23 protein-coding genes are annotated in these 24,555 nt (G+C 61.3%); 6 read left to right on the forward strand and 17 right to left on the reverse strand.

The features are described 5' to 3' along the window. Window positions 1-14: 14 nt before the first annotated feature. Window positions 15-1,034 (reverse strand): nicotinate-nucleotide--dimethylbenzimidazole phosphoribosyltransferase, encoded by a 1,020-nt coding sequence (gene cobT / locus ACP15V_RS08855; protein WP_424943307.1) that lies wholly within the window; start codon window positions 1,032-1,034, stop codon window positions 15-17. Between the two features lie 95 nt (window positions 1,035-1,129). Here cobT and ACP15V_RS08860 point away from each other — a divergent pair, with 95 nt between their 5' ends. Continuing rightward, on the forward strand, window positions 1,130-1,888 hold the full coding sequence (locus ACP15V_RS08860) for an adenosylcobinamide-GDP ribazoletransferase (RefSeq protein ID WP_424943308.1): 759 nt from the start codon (window positions 1,130-1,132) through the stop codon (window positions 1,886-1,888). Between the two features lie 71 nt (window positions 1,889-1,959). On the opposite strand, the gene ACP15V_RS08865 is transcribed toward ACP15V_RS08860, so the two are convergent. The 5 genes from ACP15V_RS08865 to ACP15V_RS08885 all read right to left on the reverse strand — a co-directional run bounded on the left by ACP15V_RS08865 (window position 1,960) and on the right by ACP15V_RS08885 (window position 7,112). Then, window positions 1,960-2,466 carry a CarD family transcriptional regulator gene (locus tag ACP15V_RS08865; protein ID WP_424943309.1) on the reverse strand — a complete coding sequence of 169 codons (507 nt, stop codon included), beginning with the start codon at window positions 2,464-2,466 and terminating at the stop codon, window positions 1,960-1,962. A 348-nt stretch (window positions 2,467-2,814) separates the two neighbouring features. Then, window positions 2,815-3,150 carry a ferredoxin FdxA gene (gene fdxA, locus ACP15V_RS08870; RefSeq protein ID WP_424943310.1) on the reverse strand — a complete coding sequence of 112 codons (336 nt, stop codon included), beginning with the start codon at window positions 3,148-3,150 and terminating at the stop codon, window positions 2,815-2,817. Window positions 3,151-3,200: 50 nt separating this feature from the next. Then, on the reverse strand, window positions 3,201-3,572 hold the full coding sequence (locus tag ACP15V_RS08875) for an RNA-binding S4 domain-containing protein (protein ID WP_424943402.1): 372 nt from the start codon (window positions 3,570-3,572) through the stop codon (window positions 3,201-3,203). A gap of 51 nt (window positions 3,573-3,623) precedes the next feature. After that, a complete protein-coding gene (locus tag ACP15V_RS08880) occupies window positions 3,624-6,524 on the reverse strand; it encodes a helicase-related protein (protein WP_424943403.1) in 2,901 nt (966 codons plus the stop codon). 33 nt (window positions 6,525-6,557) lie between these two features. Next, window positions 6,558-7,112 (reverse strand): tetratricopeptide repeat protein, encoded by a 555-nt coding sequence (locus ACP15V_RS08885; protein ID WP_424943311.1) that lies wholly within the window; start codon window positions 7,110-7,112, stop codon window positions 6,558-6,560. A 287-nt stretch (window positions 7,113-7,399) separates the two neighbouring features. On the opposite strand from ACP15V_RS08885, the gene ACP15V_RS08890 reads away from it, so the two are divergent. Together ACP15V_RS08890 and ACP15V_RS08895 are read left to right on the forward strand one after the other, a co-directional pair. Beyond that, a complete protein-coding gene (locus ACP15V_RS08890; RefSeq protein ID WP_424943312.1) occupies window positions 7,400-7,690 on the forward strand; it encodes an SCP2 sterol-binding domain-containing protein in 291 nt (96 codons plus the stop codon). Between the two features lie 42 nt (window positions 7,691-7,732). Then, the gene (locus ACP15V_RS08895; protein ID WP_424943313.1) at window positions 7,733-8,692 is read left to right on the forward strand and encodes an alpha/beta fold hydrolase; all 960 of its coding nucleotides are present in this window, start codon (window positions 7,733-7,735) and stop codon (window positions 8,690-8,692) included. 57 nt (window positions 8,693-8,749) lie between these two features. Here ACP15V_RS08895 and pgi read toward each other — a convergent pair whose 3' ends face one another. The 9 genes from pgi to ACP15V_RS08940 all read right to left on the reverse strand — a co-directional run bounded on the left by pgi (window position 8,750) and on the right by ACP15V_RS08940 (window position 17,607). Beyond that, a complete protein-coding gene (pgi, locus tag ACP15V_RS08900) occupies window positions 8,750-10,354 on the reverse strand; it encodes a glucose-6-phosphate isomerase (RefSeq protein WP_424943314.1) in 1,605 nt (534 codons plus the stop codon). A gap of 62 nt (window positions 10,355-10,416) precedes the next feature. Continuing rightward, window positions 10,417-11,091: a 6-phosphogluconolactonase gene (pgl, locus tag ACP15V_RS08905; protein WP_424943315.1), complete on the reverse strand. Its 675-nt coding sequence runs from the start codon at window positions 11,089-11,091 to the stop codon at window positions 10,417-10,419. After that, window positions 11,088-12,542 (reverse strand): glucose-6-phosphate dehydrogenase, encoded by a 1,455-nt coding sequence (gene zwf / locus ACP15V_RS08910; RefSeq protein WP_424943316.1) that lies wholly within the window; start codon window positions 12,540-12,542, stop codon window positions 11,088-11,090. The genes pgl and zwf overlap by 4 nt, the downstream gene beginning before the upstream one ends. A gap of 120 nt (window positions 12,543-12,662) precedes the next feature. After that, window positions 12,663-13,631, reverse strand: coding sequence for an agmatinase (gene speB, locus ACP15V_RS08915; protein WP_424943317.1), 969 nt, complete (start codon window positions 13,629-13,631; stop codon window positions 12,663-12,665). Between the two features lie 75 nt (window positions 13,632-13,706). After that, on the reverse strand, window positions 13,707-14,291 hold the full coding sequence (locus ACP15V_RS08920; protein WP_424943318.1) for an HNH endonuclease: 585 nt from the start codon (window positions 14,289-14,291) through the stop codon (window positions 13,707-13,709). 184 nt (window positions 14,292-14,475) lie between these two features. Then, the gene (locus tag ACP15V_RS08925) at window positions 14,476-15,171 is read right to left on the reverse strand and encodes an alpha/beta hydrolase (protein ID WP_424943319.1); all 696 of its coding nucleotides are present in this window, start codon (window positions 15,169-15,171) and stop codon (window positions 14,476-14,478) included. Then, window positions 15,171-15,800: a DNA-3-methyladenine glycosylase family protein gene (locus tag ACP15V_RS08930; RefSeq protein ID WP_424943320.1), complete on the reverse strand. Its 630-nt coding sequence runs from the start codon at window positions 15,798-15,800 to the stop codon at window positions 15,171-15,173. The genes ACP15V_RS08925 and ACP15V_RS08930 overlap by 1 nt, the downstream gene beginning before the upstream one ends. Next, window positions 15,800-16,531: a precorrin-6A/cobalt-precorrin-6A reductase gene (locus ACP15V_RS08935; RefSeq protein ID WP_424943321.1), complete on the reverse strand. Its 732-nt coding sequence runs from the start codon at window positions 16,529-16,531 to the stop codon at window positions 15,800-15,802. The genes ACP15V_RS08930 and ACP15V_RS08935 overlap by 1 nt, the downstream gene beginning before the upstream one ends. Next, window positions 16,528-17,607, reverse strand: coding sequence for a cobalt-precorrin-5B (C(1))-methyltransferase (locus ACP15V_RS08940; protein ID WP_424943322.1), 1,080 nt, complete (start codon window positions 17,605-17,607; stop codon window positions 16,528-16,530). Before ACP15V_RS08940 ends, ACP15V_RS08935 begins: the two co-directional genes overlap by 4 nt. 127 nt (window positions 17,608-17,734) lie before the next feature. Between ACP15V_RS08940 and cobA the strand changes: the two genes are divergently transcribed. The 3 genes from cobA to ACP15V_RS08955 are packed head-to-tail and all read left to right on the forward strand — an operon-like array spanning window position 17,735 to window position 21,166. After that, window positions 17,735-18,601 carry a uroporphyrinogen-III C-methyltransferase gene (cobA, locus tag ACP15V_RS08945; protein WP_424943323.1) on the forward strand — a complete coding sequence of 289 codons (867 nt, stop codon included), beginning with the start codon at window positions 17,735-17,737 and terminating at the stop codon, window positions 18,599-18,601. Continuing rightward, entirely contained in the window at window positions 18,601-19,887 is a 1,287-nt protein-coding gene (locus ACP15V_RS08950) for a cobyrinate a,c-diamide synthase (protein ID WP_424943324.1), read from the forward strand. Before cobA ends, ACP15V_RS08950 begins: the two co-directional genes overlap by 1 nt. Window positions 19,888-19,942: 55 nt before the next feature. Continuing rightward, window positions 19,943-21,166, forward strand: coding sequence for an MFS transporter (locus ACP15V_RS08955; RefSeq protein WP_424943325.1), 1,224 nt, complete (start codon window positions 19,943-19,945; stop codon window positions 21,164-21,166). A gap of 274 nt (window positions 21,167-21,440) precedes the next feature. Here ACP15V_RS08955 and ACP15V_RS08960 read toward each other — a convergent pair whose 3' ends face one another. Continuing rightward, window positions 21,441-21,722: a hypothetical protein gene (locus ACP15V_RS08960; RefSeq protein ID WP_424943326.1), complete on the reverse strand. Its 282-nt coding sequence runs from the start codon at window positions 21,720-21,722 to the stop codon at window positions 21,441-21,443. Between the two features lie 10 nt (window positions 21,723-21,732). Further along, on the reverse strand, window positions 21,733-24,549 hold the full coding sequence (locus ACP15V_RS08965; RefSeq protein WP_424943327.1) for a glutamine-synthetase adenylyltransferase: 2,817 nt from the start codon (window positions 24,547-24,549) through the stop codon (window positions 21,733-21,735). Between the last annotated feature and the right edge of the window lie 6 nt (window positions 24,550-24,555).

Consider the following 24,555-nt stretch of genomic DNA (forward strand, 5'->3'; position numbering starts at 1 on the left):
TGATCGCGCCGGGTTTACCCGTCGGAAACACCGGCCTCGGCAAATGTGGCCATGCCAGAGTGGCAGGCAATGGCTCCTTTCAGAACACCAATGGCCAAAGCCGCGCCTGATCCTTCGCCCAGACGCATCCCCAAAGACAAAAGCGGCGCTTTGCCGATGGCTTCGAGGATTTGCCCATGCGCCCCTTCGGCCGATTGATGACCCGCCACCGCATGATCCAGCGCCGCAGGAACAGCTGCGCCCAGACAGGCCGCCGCCGCCGAACAGATGAACCCGTCAAGGATGACCGGGATCCCCTCGACCCGGGCGCGCGCGATGGCACCTGCCATGGCTGCGATCTCGCGCCCGCCCAGACACCGTAATGCTTCAAGCCCATCGCCTTTTGCGGATGGGTTGGCGGCCAGACCTTCGGCCACCACCTGCGCCTTCAGCGACAAGCCTGCATCATCTACACCGGTCCCGCGCCCCGCCCAATCTGATGCCGCTCCGCCATAAAGCGCATGGGCGATGGCCGCAGCGGCCGTGGTGTTTCCGATGCCCATTTCGCCGGTCACCAGAAGGTCAGCCTCTGCATCCACCGCCGTCCAGCCTGCCAGAAGTGCCGCCACCACTTCCGCTTCGCTCATCGCGGGACCTTGGGTAAAATCCGCAGTGGGCGTGTCCAGTGACAAGGCATGCACGTCCATCTTGGCACCAAACGCCTTGGACAACTGGTTGATCGCCGCCCCGCCATGTTGAAAATTCAGCACCATCTGCTCGGTCACTTCAGCCGGGAAAGCCGACACGCCACGTGCCGTAACGCCGTGATTGCCCGCAAACACGATCACTTGCGGCGCGTCCAGGCTTGGACGGCCATTGCCCCGCCAGCTTGCATACCAGATGGCCAGATCTTCCAGGCGGCCAAGCGCCCCGGGGGGTTTGGTCAACTGACCATTGCGCGCTTCCGCTTCTGCTTTGGCTGCGCTATCCGGCCCGGTCGCGCCTGCCAGGAGTTCCTTGAAGTCCGCCAAAGTCGTAAAAGCTGCACCCGTCATCGTCCATTCCCCGATTGATTCCTCTTGCACACCTCTTTACCGAGGAGAAAGCCAACACGACAGAGCGCAAGAGACTTAAATTGCCCAAACACGACATGCCGCTGGTTCACCTTCAGGATCTGCCCGCAGCGCTGGGTTTGCTGACGCGGCTGCCCATTCCCGTTGACGGAGACCTGGCCACCAGGCGTGGGGCGATGGCCGCCTGGGCCTGGCCCCTCGCGGGGGGGATCATCGGCGGGCTGGTGGCGTGCTTTGCGCTTTTGTTGCTTTGGGTGGGCCTCCCTCTGCCCCTGACCGCATTTCTGGCATTGGCCTGTCAGATCATGCTGACCGGCGCGTTGCATGAAGACGGGCTGGCCGATACGGCGGACGGGCTGTGGGGGGGATATGACAGGGCGCGCCGCCTTGAGATCATGAAAGACAGCCGGATCGGCGCTTATGGGGTCATTGCCATCGTGCTGTCGCTCGCGGCACGTGGCGTGGCTTTGACGCTGGTGCTGGATGGACCGTTCCCCATTCTGGCGCTGATTGCAGTTGGTGTGATCAGCCGCCTGCCAATGGTCCTGTTGATGGCTGCGATGCCCAATGCCCGTGGGTCGGGACTTGCGCAATCAGTGGGACGGCCCGGTGTCGCAACCTCGGGACTTGCGGCTGCCCTGACGCTGCTGATCGGGGCCATCTGTTTGGGGTGGGCTTTGCTGCCGCTGCTGCTTTGGGGCGGGCTGATCACAATCGGTCTGGCCCTGATTGCCCGCGCCAAGATTGGCGGCCAAACCGGAGACATCCTTGGCGCATCACAGCAATTGGCAGAAATCACCGGGTTGTTTGTGCTCGCGAGCCTGATCAGCCCATAAAAAAACCGCCTGACCCAAAGGCCAGGCGGTTCGTGATGCAGGCACGATTTGAATATCTTGACTACAATTCCTTATGCCGCGCGCGATGTCAGCACATCGCTGACCTTTTTCTGCGCGGCCATTTCGTCACCACCACCAACGGCGGCCACTTCGCGGGTCAGGCGTTCCAGGGCCGCTTCGTAAAGCTGACGCTCGGAATAGCTCTGCTCACGCTGGTCATCATTGCGGTGCAGGTCGCGCACCACTTCGGCAATCGAAATCAGGTCGCCCGAGTTGATTTTCTGTTCATATTCCTGGGCACGACGCGACCACATGGCACGTTTCACGCGGGCCTTGCCTTTCAGCGTATCCATCGCTTTGGACACTTCGGCATCCGAGGCCAGACCGCGCATCCCAACTTCGGTGGCCTTATTGGTGGGCACACGCAGGGTCATCTTGTCTTTTTCAAAGGAAATGACGAACAGTTCGAGTTCAAGCCCGGCGACTTCCTGCTCTTCGATCGACACGATCTTTCCCACCCCATGGGCCGGGTAGACAACATAGTCGTTCGGGCGGAAATCAAGCTTTTTCTTGCTCATACAGGTTGTCCTTCACAGATTTAGGCGCTTTGCACAGAACCTTGTTCACAGAATTCCGAGACGACAAAACGAGCGTGGGATGCATTGGCACCCCGCGTCCATGTCGGTTGGTCGGAACACTCTGTTTGCCCGGCGCACCAGCATCCCCCTCTGTCCTTGTGAACGGGTGACGCGCTGACACCGAGCTTTGGTCCTGGCTGTCATTAGAGGAGAGTATACCAGAAAAAAGCACCGGGCAAAAGCGCCACGGTGCTCCAAAAGGTGTAATCCCCTGTAAAACAAACGGTTAACCGTCGTTTTTTGCCTAAGACGTCAAAAAAAACGACACACCGGGCGAATCAGGTGGGTTTACTCGGCGGCCGGCGCTTCTGAGAAATGGGTCTCGAGCTTGTTCTCGACCCCGTCCAGCTCTTCGGCTTCCGGAAGCGGGTCTTTGCGCTCGACAATCACCGGCCACAGCTCGGCATATTTGCGGTTGAACTCTACCCATTTCTCGGTTCCCGGCTCGGTATCGGCGCGGATCGCATCGGCGGGGCATTCCGGTTCACACACACCACAATCGATGCATTCATCTGGATGGATCACCAGCATGTTTTCCCCCTCGTAGAAACAATCCACGGGGCAGACCTCGACGCAGTCGGTATATTTGCAGGCGATGCAGTTGTCTTGAACAACGTAAGTCATGATGTGTCCTCGAACCTTTGGCTGTGCCCCACTTATTTCAGTGTGCCGGATCAATCAAGCGGGGGGCGGTGCGTTTTCATCAAGTTGCGACGATCTTTCTTACTTGGGCGGCCTTTGCCAAGATATTTTGGTGCGGAAGCATCCTCTGGTGGAATGTCTTTCTTCTCCGGCGGAGGAGAAAGGTCTTCATACAGGGTCTGAGCTTCGGGGGCAGGTCCACGCCGGGTCGACAGGGCAAGAATCTTAATCACCCGCACCAACCGACTTTGCGGAAAGGTCAGCACATCTCCGGGGCTGATTTGGTGGGAAGGTTTGGCAACCTTGTCGCCATTGACGCGCAAATGCCCGGCCGCGATCTCTTTGGTGGCCAGGCTGCGGGTCTTGAAGAACCGCGCGTGCCAGAGCCATTTGTCCGCGCGCATCCGGGCAGGCACGCTGCCCGGAGAATTGTTTTCTGCTGCCTTTTCGGCCACTTATCCCTTTTCCTTAAGGGCAAGAAGGGCTGCGAACGGGTTGTCCGGGTCCACTTTCTTATCCTTGTTCGAAGGACCGGTTGTGTAGGTTTTGGGCTTGTTGTCGCGCTGCGGCTTGCCGCCTTTGCGCGGACCACCTTTGCCACGAGGTTTCCCGCCATCGCGCTTTCCATCACGGCCACCGTCGCGACGCTTGCCGCCCTGGGCTTTGCGCTCCCCCTGACGTTCTCCACCATCGCGGCGGCCACCCTCACCGCGCGCGCCCTGACGGCGGTTAAACCCACCCCAGGTGAAGGTAAAGAAGGCTTCCATTTCGGGGGCCTCGGCATCCCTTTCGGCAGCGGCCTCTTCGCCCGGAGTTTCAACCGGGGTTTCAGAGGGGGCATCCGCCGGAATTTCCGCAGGTGCCTCAGCCGGAGCTTCCGAAGGTGTTTCGGCAGGCGTTTCCACCGGCGGTTCAGCCGGGGTTTCCTGCGGATCCTGGGCGTCAACAGGGGCGGCTTCGGCTTTCACCTTCACACGCTCGCCTTTTTCGGCCTTATACCCCAACCCCTGCATCAGATCGGCGAATTGCTCCAGCGTCATGCCGGTGATCGACAACATATCTGCCTTGGCTTCAAATCCACCCCGGCTGTCTTCGACACGCAGCTGATCTGCCAGCCGTTCCAGCATATCAATACGAATCGCGCGGGTCCCTGCGGGGCGATAGCCGGACAGGAGGTAAGCGGACGGATCCACCGCTTCGATCACCGGAATGGTCACCAGGCCGGGGGGCGGCGCTTCGGGAAACTCCTGCAGGTCCTGCCACAGCGAATGCAGCACCAGACGCAGCCGCGTCGGCGCGGGTTTCAGCAGGAGCGGCATGAAAATGGTGAACTGGCCAAAGCGGATGCCATGTTTGCGCAGCGCCCCACGGGCGTCCTGATCAAGGTCCTTGACCTCACCCGCCACTTTGTCACGCGGGATGATGCCCAGCTCTTCAACCATGCGGAAGGCGAACCCACGGGCCAGACCGGACAGGGTTTCATCTTTCTGCATGCCCAAAAGCGGCTCAAACAGAGCGGCCACCTTGCGGTCGATGAAATGCTGCAGGCGGCGCGCGACCTTCTCGGCCACATCCGTCCCGGCTTCTTCATCCACAAACGCCTCAACGCGCGGTTTCAGGATATCATCGCCCTTGACCAGCTTGCCGACGGCGTGTTCCCCCCACATCAATCCACCCTGCTCGGTGAAATCGAGCTCGGTATCGGGGGCGTTATAGAACCGGTCCGCCCTGAGGTGGAATTCCGGTGCCAGCGCCTGAAGGCTGGCCGCACGTAGGGTTTTTGCCTCTTCCGGGCTTTGCGAGGTGTCCTGGCTGAACCGGAACCCTTCCAGACGACCCACAAATTGGTCTTCCACAGTCACTTCGCCCTTGTCATTCACGTCAGCCACGAGGCTCTCCTTCTGCTTCAACCGGCGCAGGAGCACAGAAGTGCGCCGGTCAACAAATCTTTGGGTCAGCGCATTGTGCAATGCGTCCGACAATCGGTCTTCTACAGCACGGGTGGCCCCGCGCCAATGGGCAACATCACGTAACCAGTCGCGGCGTTGCGCCACATAGGTCCAAGTGCGGATAAAGGCCAAGCGTTTCGACAATGTGTCAATGTCGCCATCCGTCCGGTCGATCCGTTTCACCTGCCGCGCGAACCAATCTTCGCGAATCTCTCCGTGTTGATGCAAGTCCTTGAACAGGCTGGTGACCAGACCGGCATGTTCCCCATGCGAGATGCCGCGGAAATCCGGCAGGCGGCACACCTCCCACAAGAGCTGCGTGGACGCGCCATCGGTCGCGCGCGCGACAACCTCGTCATCGCGGGTCACCATCTTCAGCGCAATCAGGTCATCGGCTTCGCGGGCGCGGGTCAGGTGTTCGTTCGGGCTGGTCGCCTCAAGCGAGCGGATCAGCGCCTCTGGGTTGCCAAATTGCAGATCGCCATTGCGCCACATGAGTTTTTTTTGCGGGGTGAAACGGTGATTGGTGATCGCCTCAACCACCTCTTCGGCCAAAGGCGGCGCTTCGCCGGTCACGCCAAACGACCCGTGGTTCATGTGCCGCCCGGCCCGTCCTGCGATCTGGGCCAGTTCATGCGGGAACAGCGGGCGCATCCGGCGGCCGTCAAATTTCTCCAGCGCCGAAAAACCCACATGGTCAATGTCGAGGTTCAGCCCCATGCCAATCGCATCGGTCGCCACCAGATAGTCCACGTCACCGTTCTGATACATCGCCACCTGGGCGTTGCGGGTGCGGGGCGACAGCGCGCCCATGACCACGGCCACGCCCCCCTTCTGGCGGCGCATCAGTTCGGCAATGGCATAAAGGTTATCGACCGAGAACCCGACAATCGCGGAGCGCCCCGGCATTCGGCTGATCTTTTTCGACCCGCCATAGACCAGTTCGGAAAACCGTTCACGGCGCAGAAACTGAACCCTCGGCACCAGCGCGGCAATCACACCACGCATTGTGTCCGACCCCAAGAACAGGGTTTCCTGCGTGCCACGCATATGCAGCAGGCGATCCGTGAACACATGGCCGCGTTCGGGATCACAGGCCAGTTGGATTTCGTCAATCGCAACAAAATCCGCCCCCATGCCAGACGGCATCGCCTCGACCGTACAGACCCAATATTGCGCCCGGTCCGGCACGATGCGTTCTTCACCCGTGACCAGCGCCACCACATTGGGGCCACGCAATCCAACCAGCTTGTCATAAACCTCGCGCGCCAACAGGCGCAGCGGCAGGCCGATCAGGCCGGTGCGATAGCCCAACATACGTTCCAGCGCATAGTGGGTCTTGCCGGTGTTGGTCGGGCCAAGGACGGCGGTGATGCGATTGCCTGTACGGGCCGTGTCGGAAACCATCTGCATGTCACTTTCGCAAGACGGGGTTGCGGGTCAGAGTGTGGTGCCCAGCTCTTGTTCCAGCCGCGCCAGGGCCTCTTTTACGTCCGGGTTTCGCGGATGTATAGCAAGGACTTGGCGATAGATCTCAATGGCGCGTTCTGGATCATCGAGCGTTTCCATCACCACGGCCACCCCCTCGAGCGCATCGAAATGGCGTGGCTCCAATGCCAACACACGGCGCAGATCCTCCAACGCCAGCCCCAACCGCCCGGCCCGGAAAAACGCGGTGGCGCGCATGTGCCAGCCTTCGGCGAACCCGGGGGCGTGATCGGTCAGCGCCCCGAGATGATCAAAGGCGGCCTCCAGATCATCCTCTTCCAGCGCTGCACGCGCGCGCTCCAGCAAAAGATCCATGGCGGGTGAGCCAGATTTCGCCCAACGGGATTGAATGGCCTGCTCCAACGCCTGCCAGTTGCTGTCATCCGCTTCCGCCAATTGGGCATAAAGCGCCTCCAGACTGACCAGGGGTCCATCTTGCGCCAGTGCGGGGCGCCCAGACAGGACCATGGCGATCATCAGGATAGAGGCGAGGGCCGAGTTTCGCATATCTCAGCCTAACGCGCATGGCCTTCTGGCGGCAATGGTTTTCCAATCAACAGAACGTGTATGCCTTCCCAAACGTCACGGGTGCAAAAAGACGTTTACGCCCACGTCAAGCCTGCGTTAGAGTTTTGGTCATACGAACGCGTTTTGGAATAAACTTGAGAAACATGTTTCTTCCGAAACGCCCACGACATTGATATCTCTCACTGCGTTTCGGTTCCCCACCCGTGTGAGGTAAAAACCGAGACGTTTAAATGTGCCCATATCGGGTTAAAACTGGAGGAATGCTGGTGAGCGACGTGATCACTGCGGCTGTGGCCGCTCTGAGCGAAAAAATGAATGGTGGCTTTGATGGCGGGACGGCCAAATTTGTGATCGAAGACGAAGGTGCGATCATGGTGGATGGTGACGGCGTGCGCGCTGGCGATGACGACGCTGATGTGACGCTGACAGCCGGGGCCGACGTGTTCGAAGATATGCTGTCGGGCAACCTGAACCCCACCACCGCTTTCATGACAGGGAAACTGTCCGTTGAAGGCAATATGGGCCTGGCCATGCAACTGGGCAGCGCCCTGGGCTGATTGCGGGTTTTCCCACTGAACGCCCCTAACCGGAAGCACACCATGCAAGATGCGCCGCAAAACGCGCCATTGTATAATGACATTGCGCAAGGACCAGAAGGCGGTCGCGCCTTTTGGCTGTCCGCGTCTGATGGCGTGACCCTGCGGGCCGCACATTGGCCCGCAGCACCGGACACAACCGGCCGCGGGAGCATCTTTTTGTTCCCGGGCCGCACGGAATATATTGAAAAATACGGGCTGATTGCCGCTGAACTGGCGCAGCTGGGCTATGACACGCTGATGATCGACTGGCGCGGGCAAGGCCTGTCAGACCGGCCAGACAAGGAACGTGCCCTGGGCCATGTCGGCCATTTTTCGGAGTATCAGCTGGATGTTCAGGCTTTCTTGGCGCTTGCCAAGGATCTGGACCTGCCAAAACCCTGGTGCCTGTTGGGCCATTCCATGGGCGGCTGTATCGGGCTGCGCGCGTTGCACGAGGGGCTGCCGGTTGACGGCGCGGTGTTTTCGGCCCCCATGTGGGGCATTGCCATGGCCCCTGCCCTGCGCCCCGTGGCCTGGAGCCTGTCCTGGGCGCTGCATATCAGCCCGTTCAGTCAAATGCTGACACCGGGGACCACCCGGGAAACCTATCTGGCGCTTGCGCCGTTTGAGGACAACCTGCTGACCACGGATCCGGCGATGTATGATTACATGCGCAGACAGGCCGAGGCCCATCCCGAACTGACGTTAGGTGGCCCCACCGCCGGTTGGCTTTACGCCGCCCTCAGCGAAACGCGCGCCTTGATGACCATGCCCCCGCCCGCTGTTCCCACCACCACGTTTCTGGGCACATGCGAACGCATCGTCATGCCTGCACCGATCATTTCCTACATGAAAAACTGGGACAATGGCGTTCTGATCACCGTGGACGGTGCCGAACATGAGGTGCTGATGGAGGCTGCCACAACGCGCCAGAAGGTCTATGACGCGCTGGACCGACTGGCACAGACCGAACCAGCCTGACAGAGCCGGCCTGAGGTCCCCCACCCGCGAATTTCCCCCCGTTGTGAGGGAATATTTTCAGGACAGGAAATCCACCAATTGCGCGGTGGATCCATCCAAATCATCGCGCGGGGCATCCCCCGTCAGCACCGGTTCCAGCGCCTTGGCGAGTTCCTTGCCCAGCTCCACCCCCCATTGGTCATAGGAGTTGATGCCAAGGATCACGCCCTCAACAAAAACGCGGTGTTCATAAAGCGCTACGATCTGTCCCAGCGCGCGTGGCGTGAGTTTCGGATAGACCAGCGTGGTCGAGGGCCGGTTGCCGGGAAAGACGCGATGCGCGGCCTGACGGGTCTTTTCGTCGCCCTCAAATCCGGCGGCATCCATAAGCGCTTCGGCCGTTTCCATATCACGCCCCAACATCAGCGCCTGACTTTGCGCTAGGCAATTGGCGACCAACAGGCGATGTTGGTGGACCAAATCAGGTTCATGCCCTTCGCGCGCCACCATGAACTCGCAAGGCACAATCGCGGTGCCCTGATGGATCAGCTGGTAAAACGCGTGTTGCCCATTGGTGCCGGGCTCGCCCCAGACCACGGGGCCAGACACAATTTCAAGCGCCGTGCCGTCCATCGCGACGCGTTTGCCGTTTGATTCCATTTCCAGCTGTTGCAAATAGGCCGGCAGCCGCGCCAGACGTTGATCATACGGCAGCACCGCGCGGGTGGCATAACCACAGATCTGGTGGTGCCAGATCCCGACCAGCGCCAGCATCAGGGGCATGTTGTCCCGCCCCTTGGCAGAGCGGAAATGCGTGTCCATCGCCCGCGCCCCATCCAGCATTTCGCCAAAGCGATCCGGGCCAATGGCAATCATCAGGGACAGGCCAATTGGGCCCCACATGGAATAGCGCCCACCGACCCAATCTTCGAACCCGAACACCCGTTCGCGGGCAATCCCCCATTCCGCGGTCTTTTCCTCGTTTGAGGAGAGCGCCACAAAATGCAGCGCGACGGCCTCGTCCCCCACCTGCCGGGCAATCCACGCCCGTGCGGTTTCGGCATTGGTCATGGTTTCGATGGTGGTGAAGGTTTTCGACGCAACAATCACCAGGGTTTCTGCCGGATCCAGCCCTTTCAGCGTGTCGTGAATATGCGCCCCATCCACGTTTGAGACAAAATGCACCTGCGGCCCGTCGTGATAAGGTGCCAGAGCTTTCACCGCCATGGCCGGTCCAAGGTCCGACCCACCAATCCCGATATTGATCACATGTTTGAACCGACCACCGGATGGGGTGCGAATTTGCCCCGCGCGCAGTCGCGACGAGAAATCGCGCATCCGTTTCAGCGTCTCCTGCACACCGGGCACCACATCCTCGCCATCCACATGGATCTTGCGCGCGGTTGTGGCCCGCAGGGCGGTGTGCAACACGGCGCGGTCTTCGGTTTCATTGATTTTCTCGCCGGAGAACATGGCTTCGCGCCGATCGGCCAACCCGGCCTGATCAGCCAATTCCAGCAACACCCGCACCGCCGTGTCATCCAGCGCGGTCTTGGACCAGTCAAACACCATATCCATCGCACGGGTCGAGAAGTTTTGCGCCCGGTTTTTCTGGGCAAACAAATCTGAAATTCGGCGATCCTGAATATCCCCCCAATGGGCGGCCAGCGTCGTAAAACTCATGTCAAATCTCTCCGAAAGTCTTCGATTGCGCAGCTTTGAAGCGCCTTGTTACGCGGTCCAAGTTATGCGGCCCAATGCACGGTGATGTCGCGCAGCACCGCCTTGACTGGGGCCTCCAGCGCATCATCGGCGTCCATCGCGGCCGCCAGCGCGTCGCGTTTTTTCTGCCCGGTGATGACCAGATGCTTGTTCACAGCCGAGTTCAGAACCCGTGCGGTCAGGGTGATGCGCGGCTCAAGCGCACCCGGTGCCCGCATCGGCAAAAGCGCAGGCGCATGGGCAGAGAGCGCATCACCCAGCCGATCTGCGCCGGGGAAAAGGCTCGCCGTGTGCATGTCTTCGCCCATACCCAGAAGCAGGACAGACAAGGGAAGAGCCGCCTCAACCGCGCCGCCAAGCGCCTCGAGGCTGCCTTCTGGGGTTTCCGTTGCCCCATACAAGGGCACCAGATTGGCCTTGGCGGCCCGGCTGGTCAAAAGGCGCTTTCGCAAGAGCGCCGTATTGGATCGCGGATGATTTTCCGGCACCCAGCGTTCATCGGTCAGCATCACATCCACGCGCGCCCAGTCCAGATCAGCCGCACAAAGCGCATCAAAGATCGGGCCCGGCGTGCTGCCCCCGGGCACCGCCAGCGCCGCCCGTTCGTCATGTTCCAGCGTCATCACCAGCTCTGACGCGATCTTGTCCGCCAGCCTCAGCATCATCATGTCCTGGTCAGGGTAATCTATCAGGTTCATTCGCGAAGCTCCCTCCAACGGCGCCCATCTTTATGCAACAGCATCAAGGCCTCTTCCGGTCCCGATGAAAACGCATCATAGCCATGCGGCACGTCGCGGCGTTCCTGCCAGCCTAGGATGATCGGATCGGTCCAGGCCCAGGCGGCCTCGACCTCGTCCCCGCGCATGAAAAGCGTCTGGTTGCCACGGATCACATCCATGATCAGCCGCTCATAGGCGTCGGGCACATCTGCCACTTCCTCGCCAAGCGCTTCGGCAAAGGTCATGTCGAGCGGCACATCAATCAGGCGCATCCCACCCGGCCCCGGTTCCTTGATGGTCACCTTCAGGTCCATGCCCTCATTCGGTTGCAGGCGGATCGACAGCTCGTTGGCGGACTGGCCGGTGTCTTCTTCGAAAATCGAATGCGGTGGTTCCTTGAACCGGACCACAATTTCCGACATGCGGGCGCGCAGGCGTTTGCCGGTGCGCAGGTAAAAGGGCGTGCCGTTCCAACGCCAGTTCGACACATGCAGCTTCATCGCCACAAAGCTTTCGGTGCGACTGTCCTCGGCTTCGGCATCCTGCACATAAGGGGCCACATCATCATTGCCCAGATACTGACCGCGCACCAGATCGTCCGGCTCTACCGGGTCGAGCGCCCGGATCACCTTGAGCTTTTCATCCCGCACCGCATCGGGATCAAACTTTGACGGCGGCTCCATCGCGGTCAGGCACAAAAGCTGCATCAGGTGGTTTTGCACCATATCGCGCATCGCGCCGGATTTGTCGTAATAAGTCCCGCGCCCTTCCACCCCAACGGTTTCCGCCACGGTGATCTGGATATGGTCGACATATTGCGCGTTCCACAGCGGTTCAAACAGCATATTGCCAAAGCGCAGCGCCATCAGGTTCTGAACGGTTTCCTTGCCCAGGTAATGGTCAATCCGATAGATCTGGCTTTCTTCAAAATGCTGGGCCAGTGTGGCGTTTAGCGCTCGGGCCGTTTCCAAGTCATGGCCGAAGGGTTTTTCCACCACAATGCGTGCTTCCGCCCCGGCGATTCCATTGGATTTCAACCGTTCGGCAATTGGGCCAAACAGGCGCGGCCCCACCGAGAAATAAAAGGCCTGGATCACATCAGACCGCATCTGTGCCTGAAGGTCAGACCAACCCTGATCCCCCATCGCATCGAGAGTTACGTAGGAGAAACACTCAAGAAACGTTGCCAACGTCTTGGGATCACATTTCTTTTTCGACACAAACTCGCGCACCGCGGCACCGACAAAATCGCGATAGTCCGCTGTTTCCATCTCGGATCGGGCTGCGCCGATGATTTTAGCCTCTTTTGGCATTTGACCATCGCGAAACCGACGGTACAGCCCCGGCAGAATTTTCCGGCGGGCCAGATCCCCTGTGCCACCAAAGATTACCAGATCAAAATCATCTACTGGAATGACGCGCGAAACCATCGCTTCCTCCGCATAGTGTTAGCGCTAACGCAGCTCTTTGGTCGCGTATCTACCCCATGTTCCACGCAAAGTCTAGCATGGGGATTTTCATGCACAAGATCTGTTGTCAAAACTGCGATTTCAATCCGGTCCGGCCATCACACACAGCAGTTCAAACATGAGTGACGCCCCCAGATAGGCCGTGCCGCCAGAGGCATCAAAGGGCGGGGAGACTTCCACCAGATCTGCCCCGATGATCTTCAGTCCCGCCAGTTCCCGCACCACCTGCAGCGCCTGATAGGAATTCGGCCCGCCCACTTCAGGCGTGCCTGTGCCGGGGGCAAAAGCGGGGTCAACAAAGTCGATGTCATAACTCACATAGGTCTCGCCCTGACCGACAATATCGCGCGCCTCGGCCATCACGTCCTCCACGCCTCGGGTATGAAATTCCTCGATCGGGATCACCCGGATGCCAACGGCATCGGCGAAATCACGATCTTCATTGTCATAGGCTGTGCCGCGAATGCCAATCATCACCACGCGCTTGGGATCCAGAAGCTCCTCTTCCACCGCGCGGCGAAAGGGCGTGCCATGGGTATACATGGTGCCATCGAAATAGGAATGAAACAGGTCGGTGTGGCTGTCGAAATGCACCATGCCAAGGGGAGTGTCACCACTCATCGCCCGCAATATAGGCAAGGTGCAGAGGTGGTCCCCACCACCTGTCAACGGCCGGATCCCCGCCTTTTTCACCCGCGCATAAAAGGCCTGCATCCGTTCCAGACTGTCAATCACATCTGCCGGATTTGGGGCCACGTCGCCCAGATCAGCGCAGTTCAGACCCTCAAACGGACGCACACCTGTGGCGCCATTTTGCGCCCGGATCATGGTGGACATGTCGCGCAATTGCCGCGGACCATGGCGCGGACCGGGGCGGTTGGTGGTGCCCCCATCCCAGGGCGCACCAATCAGCCCGACATCCACATCCCCAATCCGAGGATGATCCAGATCCACATGCGGCAGGCGCATGAAGGTGGGCACGCCGGCAAAGCGTGGCAAATCAAACCCGGAAACGGGTGTGAAGAAATCGTCATTTGCAGCGTCAGTCATACGTGCCTCCCTTTCGGTCAGGCTAACCGCATGTCCCTCCCACGTCTTGCCAAATCCGACGGCAGAGGTCGGAAATCAAGCGTCGAGCTCGGCGTCCCAATAGAGGAAATCCATCCAGCTGTCGTGCAAATGGCCCGGCGGGAATTTCCGCCCCACATTGCGCAGCTCCTCCGCCGTAGGTTGGCGCGCTGGTTTGCGCAGGGTCAGGCCCGAACGATGCAGCGGTTTGCACCCTTTCTTTAGGTTGCATCTTTGACAGGCGGCCACCACATTTTCCCAGCTTGTCACCCCGCCTGACGCGCGCGGCACCACGTGGTCAAAGGTCAGATCCCCTTTCGCCCCGCAATACTGACAACAAAATTCATCCCTCAAAAACAAATTAAAGCGCGTGAAGGCCACGCGCTTTTGAGGTTTCACATAGTCTTTCAGGACAACCACGGACGGGATCCGCATTTCCAGACTGGGCGAATGGACCAGCTCGTCATATTCCGCGAGGATATTGACCCGGTCCAGAAACACCGCCTTGATCGCCTCCTGCCAGGGCCAAAGCGACAGCGGATAATAGGACAAGGGCCTGAAATCCGCGTTCAGGACCAAGGCCGGGTGCTGCTTTATGCGCCCCGGCTCGCGCGTAAACTCTGTTCTGAAATCGCCATCCATTTGGGACTCCCCCACCGCCCTGTGTTTAACCTCTTTGGCTCACGGGGCGGGAGCTCCCGCCCCTGCGCTTGGTTCAACTATATCTAGGAACGAAAACCAAGCAACCCCCTAGATAGAGGGCTAACAGGGGCGTAACATCGGTGGATGACAGGGATGTGACGTGATGCGCGAATGCGCGCAGGGGTTACTCCGCCCCGGCGCCGCCCATTTGCATCTTCTGAATGCCCAGCTTGTCGAGCATGAACTGAAGCGCCACGGACAGCCCGTCCATGGCAATCCCGTGCCCGGTGCCTTTCATGATGAACCCATAGGTTTCAAACCCGTTGGCCTCCAGAATGGTCCCGCTTTCGCTGAAATGCTGTGGGGGGACCATGTCGTCCTGATCACCATGGACCAGAAGAACGGGGGGTTTCGACACGATGTGGGTGGCAAAATCATCGGGTTCCAGCATCCGGCCCGAAAAAGCGACAATCCCCGCCACGGGTTCCGCGCGTTTCGGCAGCACCCGCAACGCCATCATCGTGCCTTGCGAAAATCCGAAAACAATGAGTTGCGAGGGGGTTATCCCCTCTTCTTCAAGCACTGTGTCAAGAAAGGCGTTGATATCCGCCTCGGCCTGTTCCGCCCCGCGTTGCGCATCTTCTTCCGACGATCCGTCCAGCCAGGGGATCGGGAACCACTGGTATCCCATCGGGTTGCCCACGCATTTTTCCGGCGCATCGGGGGCGATGAACACAGTGTCCGGCAGATGTTCCGCCAGCGGATCCGCCAACCCCAGAAGGTCCGCGCCATCCGCGCCATAGCCATGCAGAAACACCACCACCGATTTGGTGTTGCCCGAGGCCGCGGCGCGGCGTTTTGCATCCAGAATGCGAGTCATCAGCGGATCCCTTCCCTTTGTTTGATCCCCCGGTAATAGGCCCACAAGAGCCGCGCCGCAACGCCCCTCCACGGTGACCAGGCGGCGGCCATCACTTTCAAATCACGATCATTTGGTCGCTCCGGCAAATCAAACAGCTCTTTTGCCGCCTCCTGCAGGGCCAGATCCTTGGCCGGAAAGATATCCGCCCGACCCAATGAGAACAGCGCATAGATCTCGGCGGTCCATTCCCCGATCCCTGTGACGGTGGTGAGCGTTTCGATCACCTGCTCCGACGGGGCCTGGCGCAGCGCGGCATAATCGATGCCCGCGCGGGCCAGCGCATGGGCATATCGGATCTTGGGGCGCGACAGGCCCAGCCCCGCCAATTCCTCGGCGCTGGCCGCCGCCACCTTCTCTGGCGTCACCATCCCAGCCCCCTCGATCCGCGCCCAGATCGCGGCGGCAGAGGCGGTGGACACCTGCTGGCTGATGATCGCGGAAAAAAGCGCTTCGAACCCGTCGGGGCGCAATCGCAGGGGTATGTCATCGATCACCTCGAGCACGCGGGCAAAGCGCGGCTCGCGCGTCATAAGCCAATCGGCCCCGTCGCGCAGACAGGCCTGCCCGGAAATCACGCGTTCTTCCATCACAGCGCCGCCACCCAGCGAAGGGCATCGTCCAGCCTGTGAACCGTGGGCGCATCCTGCCCGGCGGGGCGCGCAATCATCGCAACACTGATCCCCAATGCCCGTGCGGCCTCAAGCTTGGCGCGCGCGGGGCCTCCGGCGTTCTTCGCGACCAGCCAGCCCACCCCCAGCCGCGCAAACAGCTCTTGTTCCCCCCCGACCGTGAAAGGCGGGCGCCCGGTGATCCAACCACCGGACAGCGGGAACGGGTCGGGCCCTTCGTCCACTTTGCGACAATAGAGAACCCGCCCCGGCAGGGCCTCGGCCATGGGGCGACTTTGCACTCCGGTCGCCAGAAAAACGCGGGCCGTGTCGGGAATGACCTGTCCCAATTCGGACACCCCGGACACATCGTGCCAAGCCTCGTCAGGCCTTTTGTCCCATTGAGGGCGCAAATAGCGCAGGTAGGACACGCCCATCTCGGCGCAAATCTGGGCCGTGCGATGTGGGATCGTGGCGGCAAACGGATGGGTTGCATCCACCACACCGTCAAACCCCTGCTCGGCCAGATAGGCCGCTTGCGCCGCTGTACCCCCAAAGCCGCCGTGGCGGGTTGGCACGCCGAGCGGTTTTGGATGTTTTGTGACCCCGGCGAGTGAGGCGGTCACCTGATGCCCGGCGTCTTGCAATGCAGCCGCCAGTGCCCGCGCCTCGGCGGTTCCGGCCAGCAGAAGGATGCGCCGAGCGGTCATGCACCCGCCCGACTGTCAGCCTGTGACCCCGCCCGGGCAATGATGTTGCCCTGCCGATCAATGACCACGATATCCGGGCAGACATCGACCTTTCGCAGGAGATGACGCACCTGATCCAGCGCCCGTTTGGCAATTAGATTGGCCATGCCTTCCCCATGTTTTTCATAGGCTTGAAGGGCAGTATTCATGTCGCGCACCTCGTCATCGCCGAGCCAGTCCGCCAAAAGATCGAAATCCACCTGACTGCGCCGCGAATGCAGATCGCGTGCGCCCTGGGCCAGCTTGGTGATCTTGCCGATCCCGCCCCCCACGGTCACGCGCGGCACCGGGTGTCGGGCGAGGTATTTCAGCATCCCCCCCGCAAAATCGCCCATGTCGATCATGGCCCCCGTTGGCAGGTCATAAAGCGCTTTCACGGTGGCCTCGGAGGTTGCGCCGGTGCAGCCCGCCACATGGGGCAGCCCCGTGGCGCGGGCCACATCGACGCCGCGATGGATCGAGGCAATCCAGGCGGCACAGGAAAACGGACGCACCACGCCGGTGGTGCCAAGGATCGACAGGCCACCGATGATGCCCAGCCGCGGGTTCCAGGTTTTTTCCGCAAGCGCCGCGCCATCGCGCACCGAAATCGTGACATCCAGATCGGCGGCGAGGCTGTGTTTCTGCGCGGCCTCTTCAATCACATCGGTGATCAGACGGCGGGGCACCGGGTTGATTGCGGGCTCGCCCGGGGGGATCGGCAGGCCGGGTTTGGTGACCAAGCCCACGCCTTCACCCGCTTTGAACACAACCCCCTGCCCCGGCGCTCCCTGATCCACCCGCGCCATGATCAGCGCGCCGTGGGTCACGTCGGGGTCATCGCCCGCGTCCTTGATCACGCCGGCCATCGCCCATCCCGGCCCGGCGTCAGTGGTGTCCAACGCGAACTCCGGCATTTCCCCTTTGGGCAGCGTGATCGACACCCGATCCGGAAACGCCCCGCCCCACAGCCGTTCGACCGCCGCACAGGTGGCGGCGGTGGCGCAGGCGCCTGTGGTCCAGCCACGGCGCAATTGAGGGGTGTCTTGTTCTGTCATCCGCGCGACCATAGCAGCGCCGCGCGGGCGCGCCAATCGCCCAAACACGCCTTTGCGGTTCGTTCAGCGACCGTTCCATGTCGCAACCCGACTTCCCCCCGCGCCCAACCCCTCCTATAAGGCGGATATGCAAGACTCGATCCCCTTCCCGTCCTCCGTTGCCGGAGATGATTGGCCTGAACTGAAACCCGGCTGGGTGTGGCTGGTGGGCGCAGGCCCCGGCGACCCCGGGCTGTTGACCCTGCACGCGGTGAATGCGTTGCGACAGGCGGATGTGATTGTCTATGACGCGCTGGTGCAGAAGGTCATTCTGGATTGGGCCCGCCCCGATGCCGAGGTGATTTATGCGGGCAAGCGCGGGGGAAAACCCTCGGCCAATCAGCGCGATATTTCGCTGCAACTGGTGGACCATGCGCGGGCGGGCAAACGCGTGTTGCGCCTGAAGGGCGGCGATCCGTTTGTGTTTGGCCGGGGCGGCGAAGAGGGGCAGACGCTGGTGCAGCACGACATTCCGATCCGCATCATCCCGGGCATTTCGGCAGGGATCGGCGGGTTGGCTTATGCGGGTATCCCGGTGACCCATCGCGATGTGAACCAATCGGTGACCTTCGTGACCGGACATGACCAATCCGGCAACGCCACCAGCTCACTTGATTGGGCAGCGATTTCAAAAGGCTCGCAGGTGATCGTGATCTATATGGGCATGAAACATCTGGACCGGATCCGGTCGGAACTGATCGCGGCGGGCCGCGCCGGAGATGAGCCGGTCGCCATTGTGACCAACGCCACCACACCAGACCAGCGGGTGCTGGAAACCAAGCTTGCCACCTGTGTCGAAGACGCCGCGGCCGGTGAGTTCGGCGCGCCTGCGATCATCTGCGTGGGCCGAGCCACCTTGATGCGTCAGGCGCTGGACTGGCAGGCGATGGCTCAGGGAATTCCTCCGCGCAATCCAGACCCTATGGGCCGTGGCCGCCCGGCCGAGGACCGGTGATGGGGACATCTGATACGCCTCGTGGGTTGATTATTGCCGCCCCTTCTTCCGGGTCCGGAAAGACCACACTGACGCTGGGCATTCTGCGGGCGCTGACCCGGCAGGGGTATTCCGTGACCGGGGCGAAATCCGGCCCGGATTATATCGACCCGCGCTTTCACGCCGCGGCCTGCGGGCGCGAGTGCATGAACCTGGACGCCTGGGCGATGTCACCCGACCGGGTGCGTGCGTTGGCGGCGGATGGCAGCGATCTTTTGGTCATTGAAGGCGCGATGGGCCTGTTTGACGGCGCCCCGCCCGAAGGCAAAGGGGCGACGGCGGATCTGGCACGCATTCTGAACCTGCCCGTTGTTCTGGTGGTGGATTGCGCACGGATGGCGCAATCATTGGCACCCTTGATTTCGGGATTTGCGGCGCATGATTCCCATGTGCGGGTGGCCGGGGTGATCCTCAACCAAATCGGGTCGGCCCGCCACGAGGCGATGTTGCGCGCCGCCATGGCGCGGATTGAACTGCCCGTGCTAGGCGCGGTGTATCGTCAGGATCAAATGACCCATCCATCGCGACATCTGGGGCTTGTTCAGGCGGGCGAACATCCCGACCTTCAGTCCTATCTGGACCGGGTCGGGGATGCGGTGGCCGAGGCGATTGACCTTGAGGCGCTGACCTCGCTTGCGACCAGCTTGCCCCCGCGCCCCAAGGCCCGGCGTTTGACACCGCCCGGATCGCGCATCGCTGTGGCACATGACCGCGCCTTTGCCTTTGCCTATCCGCATATCCTGTCGGATTGGCGTGACGCGGGGGCCGAAGTCTCACCGTTTTCACCGCTGGCAAATGAAGGCCCGGAAAAAGACGCCGACTTCATCTTCCTGCCTGGCGGATATCCCGAACTGCACGCCGGTACACTGGCCGCGGCCGAGACGTTCAAGGCGGCGATGCGCGCCGCCACCTGCCCGATCTATGGCGAATGCGGGGGGTATATGACCCTGGGCCAAGTGATTGTGGACAAAGAGGGAAATGCCCATGAGATGCTGGGTCTTCTGGGGTTGGAGACCAGTTTCGCCACCCGCAAATTGCACCTGGGGTATCGCCATCTGACCGCCAGCGCGGGCCCGTTCCAAGGCCGCTGGAACGCGCATGAGTTCCATTATGCCAGCACCCTGCGCGCCGAGGGGCAACCGCTGTTTGAGGCCACCGATGCCGAGGGGCAGACCCTGGTGCCGATGGGGTTGATCCATCAAAATGTCGCGGGCAGTTTTGCCCATCTCATCGACAAAGCGGATTGATTTCCATCACTGAATTTGATTGGTGCAAAGGGCAACGAGCGGATACCCATGCAGCATGACGAATATCAACACCCTTCCCGCAGATGACAGCCGCGCCCGGCGCAATGTGACCATCCTTGTTTTGGCCCAGGCCATTCTGGGGTCACAAATGCCGATGATTTTCACCATGGCGGGGCTGGCGGGGCAATCGTTGGCGTCCAACCCGTGCTGGGCCACCTTGCCGATTTCGCTGATGGTGGGCGGGTCGATGGTGTTTGCCAATCCGGTCAGCTGGGTGATGCAGACCTATGGGCGGCGTGTTGGGTTCTGGCTTGGCACGTTTGGCGGGTCAGTTGGGGCGGCGATCAGCGCCTATGCCCTGATGCAATATGACTTTACCCTGTTCCTGCTGGGGTCGTTCCTGATGGGGCTTTATCAATCCGCGCAGGGGTTTTACCGCTTTGCCGCCGCCGATACGGCGTCGCCAGAGTTCCGCCCCAAGGCGATTTCTTACGTTATGGCGGGGGGATTGGCCGCGGCGGTGATAGGTCCGCAACTTTTCAACGCCACCAATGACATGCTGGTTGTGCCGTTTCTGGGGGCCTATCTGTCGATCATTGCGATCAACCTTGTTGGGTCTTTGCTGTTTTTGGGCCTCGACATTCCGAAACCTGAAAAGCCGCACGAAGACGCCCCCAAGGGCCGGTCGCGGATGGAGCTGTTGCGCGATCCGGTGATTGCGGTGGCGATCATTTGCGGCATGGTCTCTTACGCGCTGATGAACCTTGTGATGACCTCCACCCCGCTGGCCGTTGTGGGCTGCGGGTTTGAGACCGACATGGCGGGCAATATCGTGACCGCGCATGTGCTGGCGATGTTTGTACCGAGCTTTTTCACCGGGCATCTGATTGCCCGGTTTGGCACCCGCGCGGTGATTGCCACGGGCCTGACCATTTTGGGGTTGGCCGGCGTTGTGGCGTTGCAGGGCGTAGAGCTTGAGAACTTTTTTATCGCGCTTGTGCTTTTGGGGGTGGGTTGGAATTTTGGCTTTATCGGCGCGACCACCATGCTGGCAGGCGCCCACAAGCCCGAGGAACGTGGCCGGGTTCAGGGCATGAACGACATGATCGTCTTTGGCTGCGTGACCGTGGCGTCGCTGGCCTCTGGCGGGTTGATGAACTGTTCGGGCGGGTCCGCTGTGGAAGGCTGGAGCGCGGTGAACCTTGCGATGGTGCCGTTCCTGGCCCTAGCGGGTGCGTCGCTGATCTGGTTGATGCTGCGTCCGAAGGACGCGTTTTAACGCAGGGGCTTTCAAGGTCGGGATAAGGGGCGCTTTCGCATCCGCTCAAGCGCGCTACTGGTGGCTCATTTCATGAGCCTCGGGGGCGCTGCCCCCGTGCCCCCGGGATATTTATAACCAGAAAATAGAGCGCCGAAAGGCCCGTGCGATCGGCCGATTGGATCTGGAGGCGTGGCTCACATGGGCCGTGGTGCACATCAAACTGCCCCTCGGGGCCTGTGACCGCAATGGGCATGGTCACATGACGGTGTGATCCGTTTGATCTCTGATCGTTTTAGCCGCCTTGCACCCGCCCGCTGCGTCCACCGCGGCGTTTGCCGGCGGTCTCGGCGGGTTTCAGCGCGTCTTGCATGACGGCGGTCATCGGGTGGTCCGGCGCGCTGGTGCCATAAGTGTCCAGCAGCAATTTGATCCGATCCGGCTGCGGCATATCGTGATCATCAAACAGCGCCCAATCAAGAAAGATCGACCGGCATTCCTCGGCCCGGATCCCGTCGATCTTATAGCTTTCGCGGATCAGCCCGCGTTTATCGATGTCAGCGATCAAGTCGCTCATGTCCTCTCCCCTATCCATCTGCGCCCGCCAAAACAGGGGGGTGCACCAGCACGTCCTCAATCGCTTCGGCAGCGCGGGCGGCGCGGCTTTCCAGCTCTCCGATCAATTCTGCCTCGTTTTCTACGCCGGTTTCACGCAACAGCAGATCCTTCCCCCCCTGCCCCAAAGCTCTGACATCCAACGGGCCATCACTGAGCAGTTTGGACGCGGCCTGCAACCGCCACATTAGGTCGTGGCTGTCAGCCATAGCTTGCCCTTGCGCGTCAGAGAACCAGCCAATTGCGACCCCTTGGGCAATCTGATCGCGCGGGGTGCGGGCGGGATTTGGCGACAGCAAAGCCGCAGCCTGCGCCACCAATTCCACGTCCTGTAGGTGGCCCACGCCAAGTTTCGCTTCAAACGCTCCGGCGCCTTCCCCCTTGGCCGCAGAGATGCGCGCGCGCATGTCGATCACGTCCTGCACCACTTTTGAGGGCGCGCGATCAAAGCCGAACACCTCTTGGCGGGCGACCTCATAGGCCTCTGTCAGATCGCTGGGGCCTGTCACCACCCGCGCGCGGGTGAGCGCGAGATGTTCCCAGGTCCAGGCTTCATCGCGCTGGTAGGCGCGGAAGCTGTCGATCGACGTGGCCACCGGGCCTTGGCGGCCCGAGGGACGCAGGCGCATATCAATCTCGTATAGCCGGCCTTCTGCCATTGGCGCGGACACGGCGGTGACAAAGGCCTGGGTCAACCGTGCATAGTAAGGTTTGGTGCCCAGCGGGCGTTTGCCATCAGACCCTTCCGCTCCTTCGGCGTCATAAATCACGATCAGATCCAGATCGGACGTGGCCGAAAGCGACCGGGCCCCCAGGCTGCCCATCCCGACAATCACCGCGCCTGTGCCCGGCGGCGGGCCGTGTTTCACCGCGAAATTCGCGACCACCACCGGCCAGAGCGCGCGGATCACCGCGTCCGCCAGATCGGTATATTGCGTGCCCGCCTCGCGTGCATGGATGAGGCCGCGCAGGAAATGCACGCCGATGCGGAAATGCCATTCCTTCATCCAGCGCCGGGTGGTGTCGAGCTTGGTTTCGTAATCGGGCGCTTTCGCAAGCCGGTCTGTCAGCGCCACGGTCAGCGCCTCGCCGCCCGGCCAGTCTTCGAAAAACCCCCCGCCAATCACCGCGTCCAGCACCTGCGCATTATGGCCCAGATAGGCGGCGAGCGCGGGGGCCGTGGCGGCAATATCGACGATCAGATCCACCAGGGTGGGATTGGCCTCAAACAAGGAAAACAGCTGCACCCCGGCGGGCAGGCGCGACAGGAAGCCGTCGAACTGGATCAGCGCCTCGTGCGGACGCGGGGCCGCCGCCAGCCGCGCCAGAAGATCGGGTTTCAACCGGTTGAAAATCTCGACCGCGCGCGAGGAGCGCAGGCAGGGATAGCTTTCCCATTTGGCAACAATTTCGGCGTCGCTTTCATCGAGCTGCGGGGCCGCGTCGCTGGCTTCTTCCGGGGCAAAAAACCCTTCGGTCACCTCATGCACCTCGGTCAGCGCATCCTGCAACTTCGCCTTCACCTGATCGGTATCGCCCTCTCCCATCATCCGCGCGAGACGATCAAACTCTTCTGGGCTTGTGGGCAGTTTGTGGGTCTGCGCATCCCTAAACATCTGCACCCGGTGTTCGACCTCGCGATGGAACCGATAGTGGCGGGTCAGAATGTCGGCGGTCTCGACCGGAAGCCAGCCTGCCCCGGCCAGCGCCGCCAGGCCCGGCACGGTTTGGCGCGAGCGCAGATTTTCGTCGCGCCCACCGGCAATGATCTGGCGGGTCTGGGTGAAGAACTCGATCTCGCGAATGCCACCGCGCCCCAGTTTCATATCATGCCCCGGCAAGGTGATATCGCCATGCAGCCCCTTGTGGGCGCGGATGCGCAGGCGCATGTCGTGGGCGTCCTGGATCGCGGCGAAATCCAGATGTTTTCGCCAGACAAATGGAGAGAGCCGTTTCAGATAGGCCTCGCCCGCCGCGATGTCGCCGGCACAGGGGCGCGCCTTGATGTGGGCGGCGCGTTCCCAGGTGCGCCCGAGGCTTTCGTAATACCGCTCTGCCGCTTCCATCGCCACACAAACGGGCGTAACCGAGGGATCCGGGCGCAGACGCAGATCGGTTCGAAACACGTATCCATCCGCGGTCAGTTCCGACAACATCGCGCTCATCCGGCGGGTGGCGCGGATGTGGCTGGCACGGGCATCGTGAAAGTCCAACCCGTCAAACCGGCTGTCATCAAACAGCATGATCAGGTCGATGTCGGACGAGTAATTGAGCTCATGCCCGCCCATTTTGCCCATCGCAAGCGCCACCATGCCGCCGGATGTGGCAATGTCATCTTCCGTCATGCCCGGCAATTTGCCGCGACGAATTTCCTGCCCGACCTGAAACTGCATCGCCTGATCGGTGGCATATCCCGCAAAATCGGTCAGCGCCCCGGTGACCTCTTCCAACGTCCAGACACCCGCCAGATCGGCCAGCCCGGTCAAAAGTGCAATCCGTTGTTTGGCGACGCGAAGGGCCGTGCGCAGCGCGCTGTCACTGTCGCCCGCGATGTCCCCCATCGCATGGGCGAAGGCCTCTTCCGGTGACCCGGCCAAGGCCATGCGCAGCCAATCGTCCTGTTTTTCCATCAACCCACGCAGATAGGGAGAGCACCCTGCGGTTCCGGCCAGAACCTCACGCAGTTCCGGTGCAAGATCGGCAAAGCGGTCGGTGATGTCCTGGGCGGGATCCACCTCGTAAGCGATGGGGGTCCGGGTGATGCGGGCGGCGAAGGGCGTGTTACTCATGGGCCA

This window comes from Aliiroseovarius crassostreae, assembly GCF_049803815.1.
GTDB classification, from domain to species: Bacteria; Pseudomonadota; Alphaproteobacteria; order Rhodobacterales; family Rhodobacteraceae; genus Aliiroseovarius; species Aliiroseovarius crassostreae_A.

Excerpts from the sequence above, each read along its gene's own strand:
- cobT (WP_424943307.1), bottom strand. The coding sequence starts at position 1,034 with ATGACGGGTGCAGCTTTTACGACTTTGGCGGACTTCAAGGAACTCCTG.
- ACP15V_RS08860 (WP_424943308.1), top strand. The coding sequence starts at position 1,130 with ATGCCGCTGGTTCACCTTCAGGATCTGCCCGCAGCGCTGGGTTTGCTG.
- ACP15V_RS08865 (WP_424943309.1), bottom strand. The coding sequence starts at position 2,466 with ATGAGCAAGAAAAAGCTTGATTTCCGCCCGAACGACTATGTTGTCTAC.
- fdxA (WP_424943310.1), bottom strand. The coding sequence starts at position 3,150 with ATGACTTACGTTGTTCAAGACAACTGCATCGCCTGCAAATATACCGAC.
- ACP15V_RS08875 (WP_424943402.1), bottom strand. The coding sequence starts at position 3,572 with ATGCGCGCGGACAAATGGCTCTGGCACGCGCGGTTCTTCAAGACCCGC.
- ACP15V_RS08880 (WP_424943403.1), bottom strand. The coding sequence starts at position 6,524 with ATGGTTTCCGACACGGCCCGTACAGGCAATCGCATCACCGCCGTCCTT.
- ACP15V_RS08885 (WP_424943311.1), bottom strand. The coding sequence starts at position 7,112 with ATGCGAAACTCGGCCCTCGCCTCTATCCTGATGATCGCCATGGTCCTG.
- ACP15V_RS08895 (WP_424943313.1), top strand. The coding sequence starts at position 7,733 with ATGCAAGATGCGCCGCAAAACGCGCCATTGTATAATGACATTGCGCAA.
- pgi (WP_424943314.1), bottom strand. The coding sequence starts at position 10,354 with ATGAGTTTTACGACGCTGGCCGCCCATTGGGGGGATATTCAGGATCGC.
- pgl (WP_424943315.1), bottom strand. The coding sequence starts at position 11,091 with ATGAACCTGATAGATTACCCTGACCAGGACATGATGATGCTGAGGCTG.
- zwf (WP_424943316.1), bottom strand. The coding sequence starts at position 12,542 with ATGGTTTCGCGCGTCATTCCAGTAGATGATTTTGATCTGGTAATCTTT.
- speB (WP_424943317.1), bottom strand. The coding sequence starts at position 13,631 with ATGACTGACGCTGCAAATGACGATTTCTTCACACCCGTTTCCGGGTTT.
- ACP15V_RS08920 (WP_424943318.1), bottom strand. The coding sequence starts at position 14,291 with ATGGATGGCGATTTCAGAACAGAGTTTACGCGCGAGCCGGGGCGCATA.
- ACP15V_RS08925 (WP_424943319.1), bottom strand. The coding sequence starts at position 15,171 with ATGACTCGCATTCTGGATGCAAAACGCCGCGCCGCGGCCTCGGGCAAC.
- ACP15V_RS08930 (WP_424943320.1), bottom strand. The coding sequence starts at position 15,800 with ATGGAAGAACGCGTGATTTCCGGGCAGGCCTGTCTGCGCGACGGGGCC.
- ACP15V_RS08935 (WP_424943321.1), bottom strand. The coding sequence starts at position 16,531 with ATGACCGCTCGGCGCATCCTTCTGCTGGCCGGAACCGCCGAGGCGCGG.
- ACP15V_RS08940 (WP_424943322.1), bottom strand. The coding sequence starts at position 17,607 with ATGACAGAACAAGACACCCCTCAATTGCGCCGTGGCTGGACCACAGGC.
- cobA (WP_424943323.1), top strand. The coding sequence starts at position 17,735 with ATGCAAGACTCGATCCCCTTCCCGTCCTCCGTTGCCGGAGATGATTGG.
- ACP15V_RS08950 (WP_424943324.1), top strand. The coding sequence starts at position 18,601 with ATGGGGACATCTGATACGCCTCGTGGGTTGATTATTGCCGCCCCTTCT.
- ACP15V_RS08955 (WP_424943325.1), top strand. The coding sequence starts at position 19,943 with ATGACGAATATCAACACCCTTCCCGCAGATGACAGCCGCGCCCGGCGC.
- ACP15V_RS08960 (WP_424943326.1), bottom strand. The coding sequence starts at position 21,722 with ATGAGCGACTTGATCGCTGACATCGATAAACGCGGGCTGATCCGCGAA.
- ACP15V_RS08965 (WP_424943327.1), bottom strand. The coding sequence starts at position 24,549 with ATGAGTAACACGCCCTTCGCCGCCCGCATCACCCGGACCCCCATCGCT.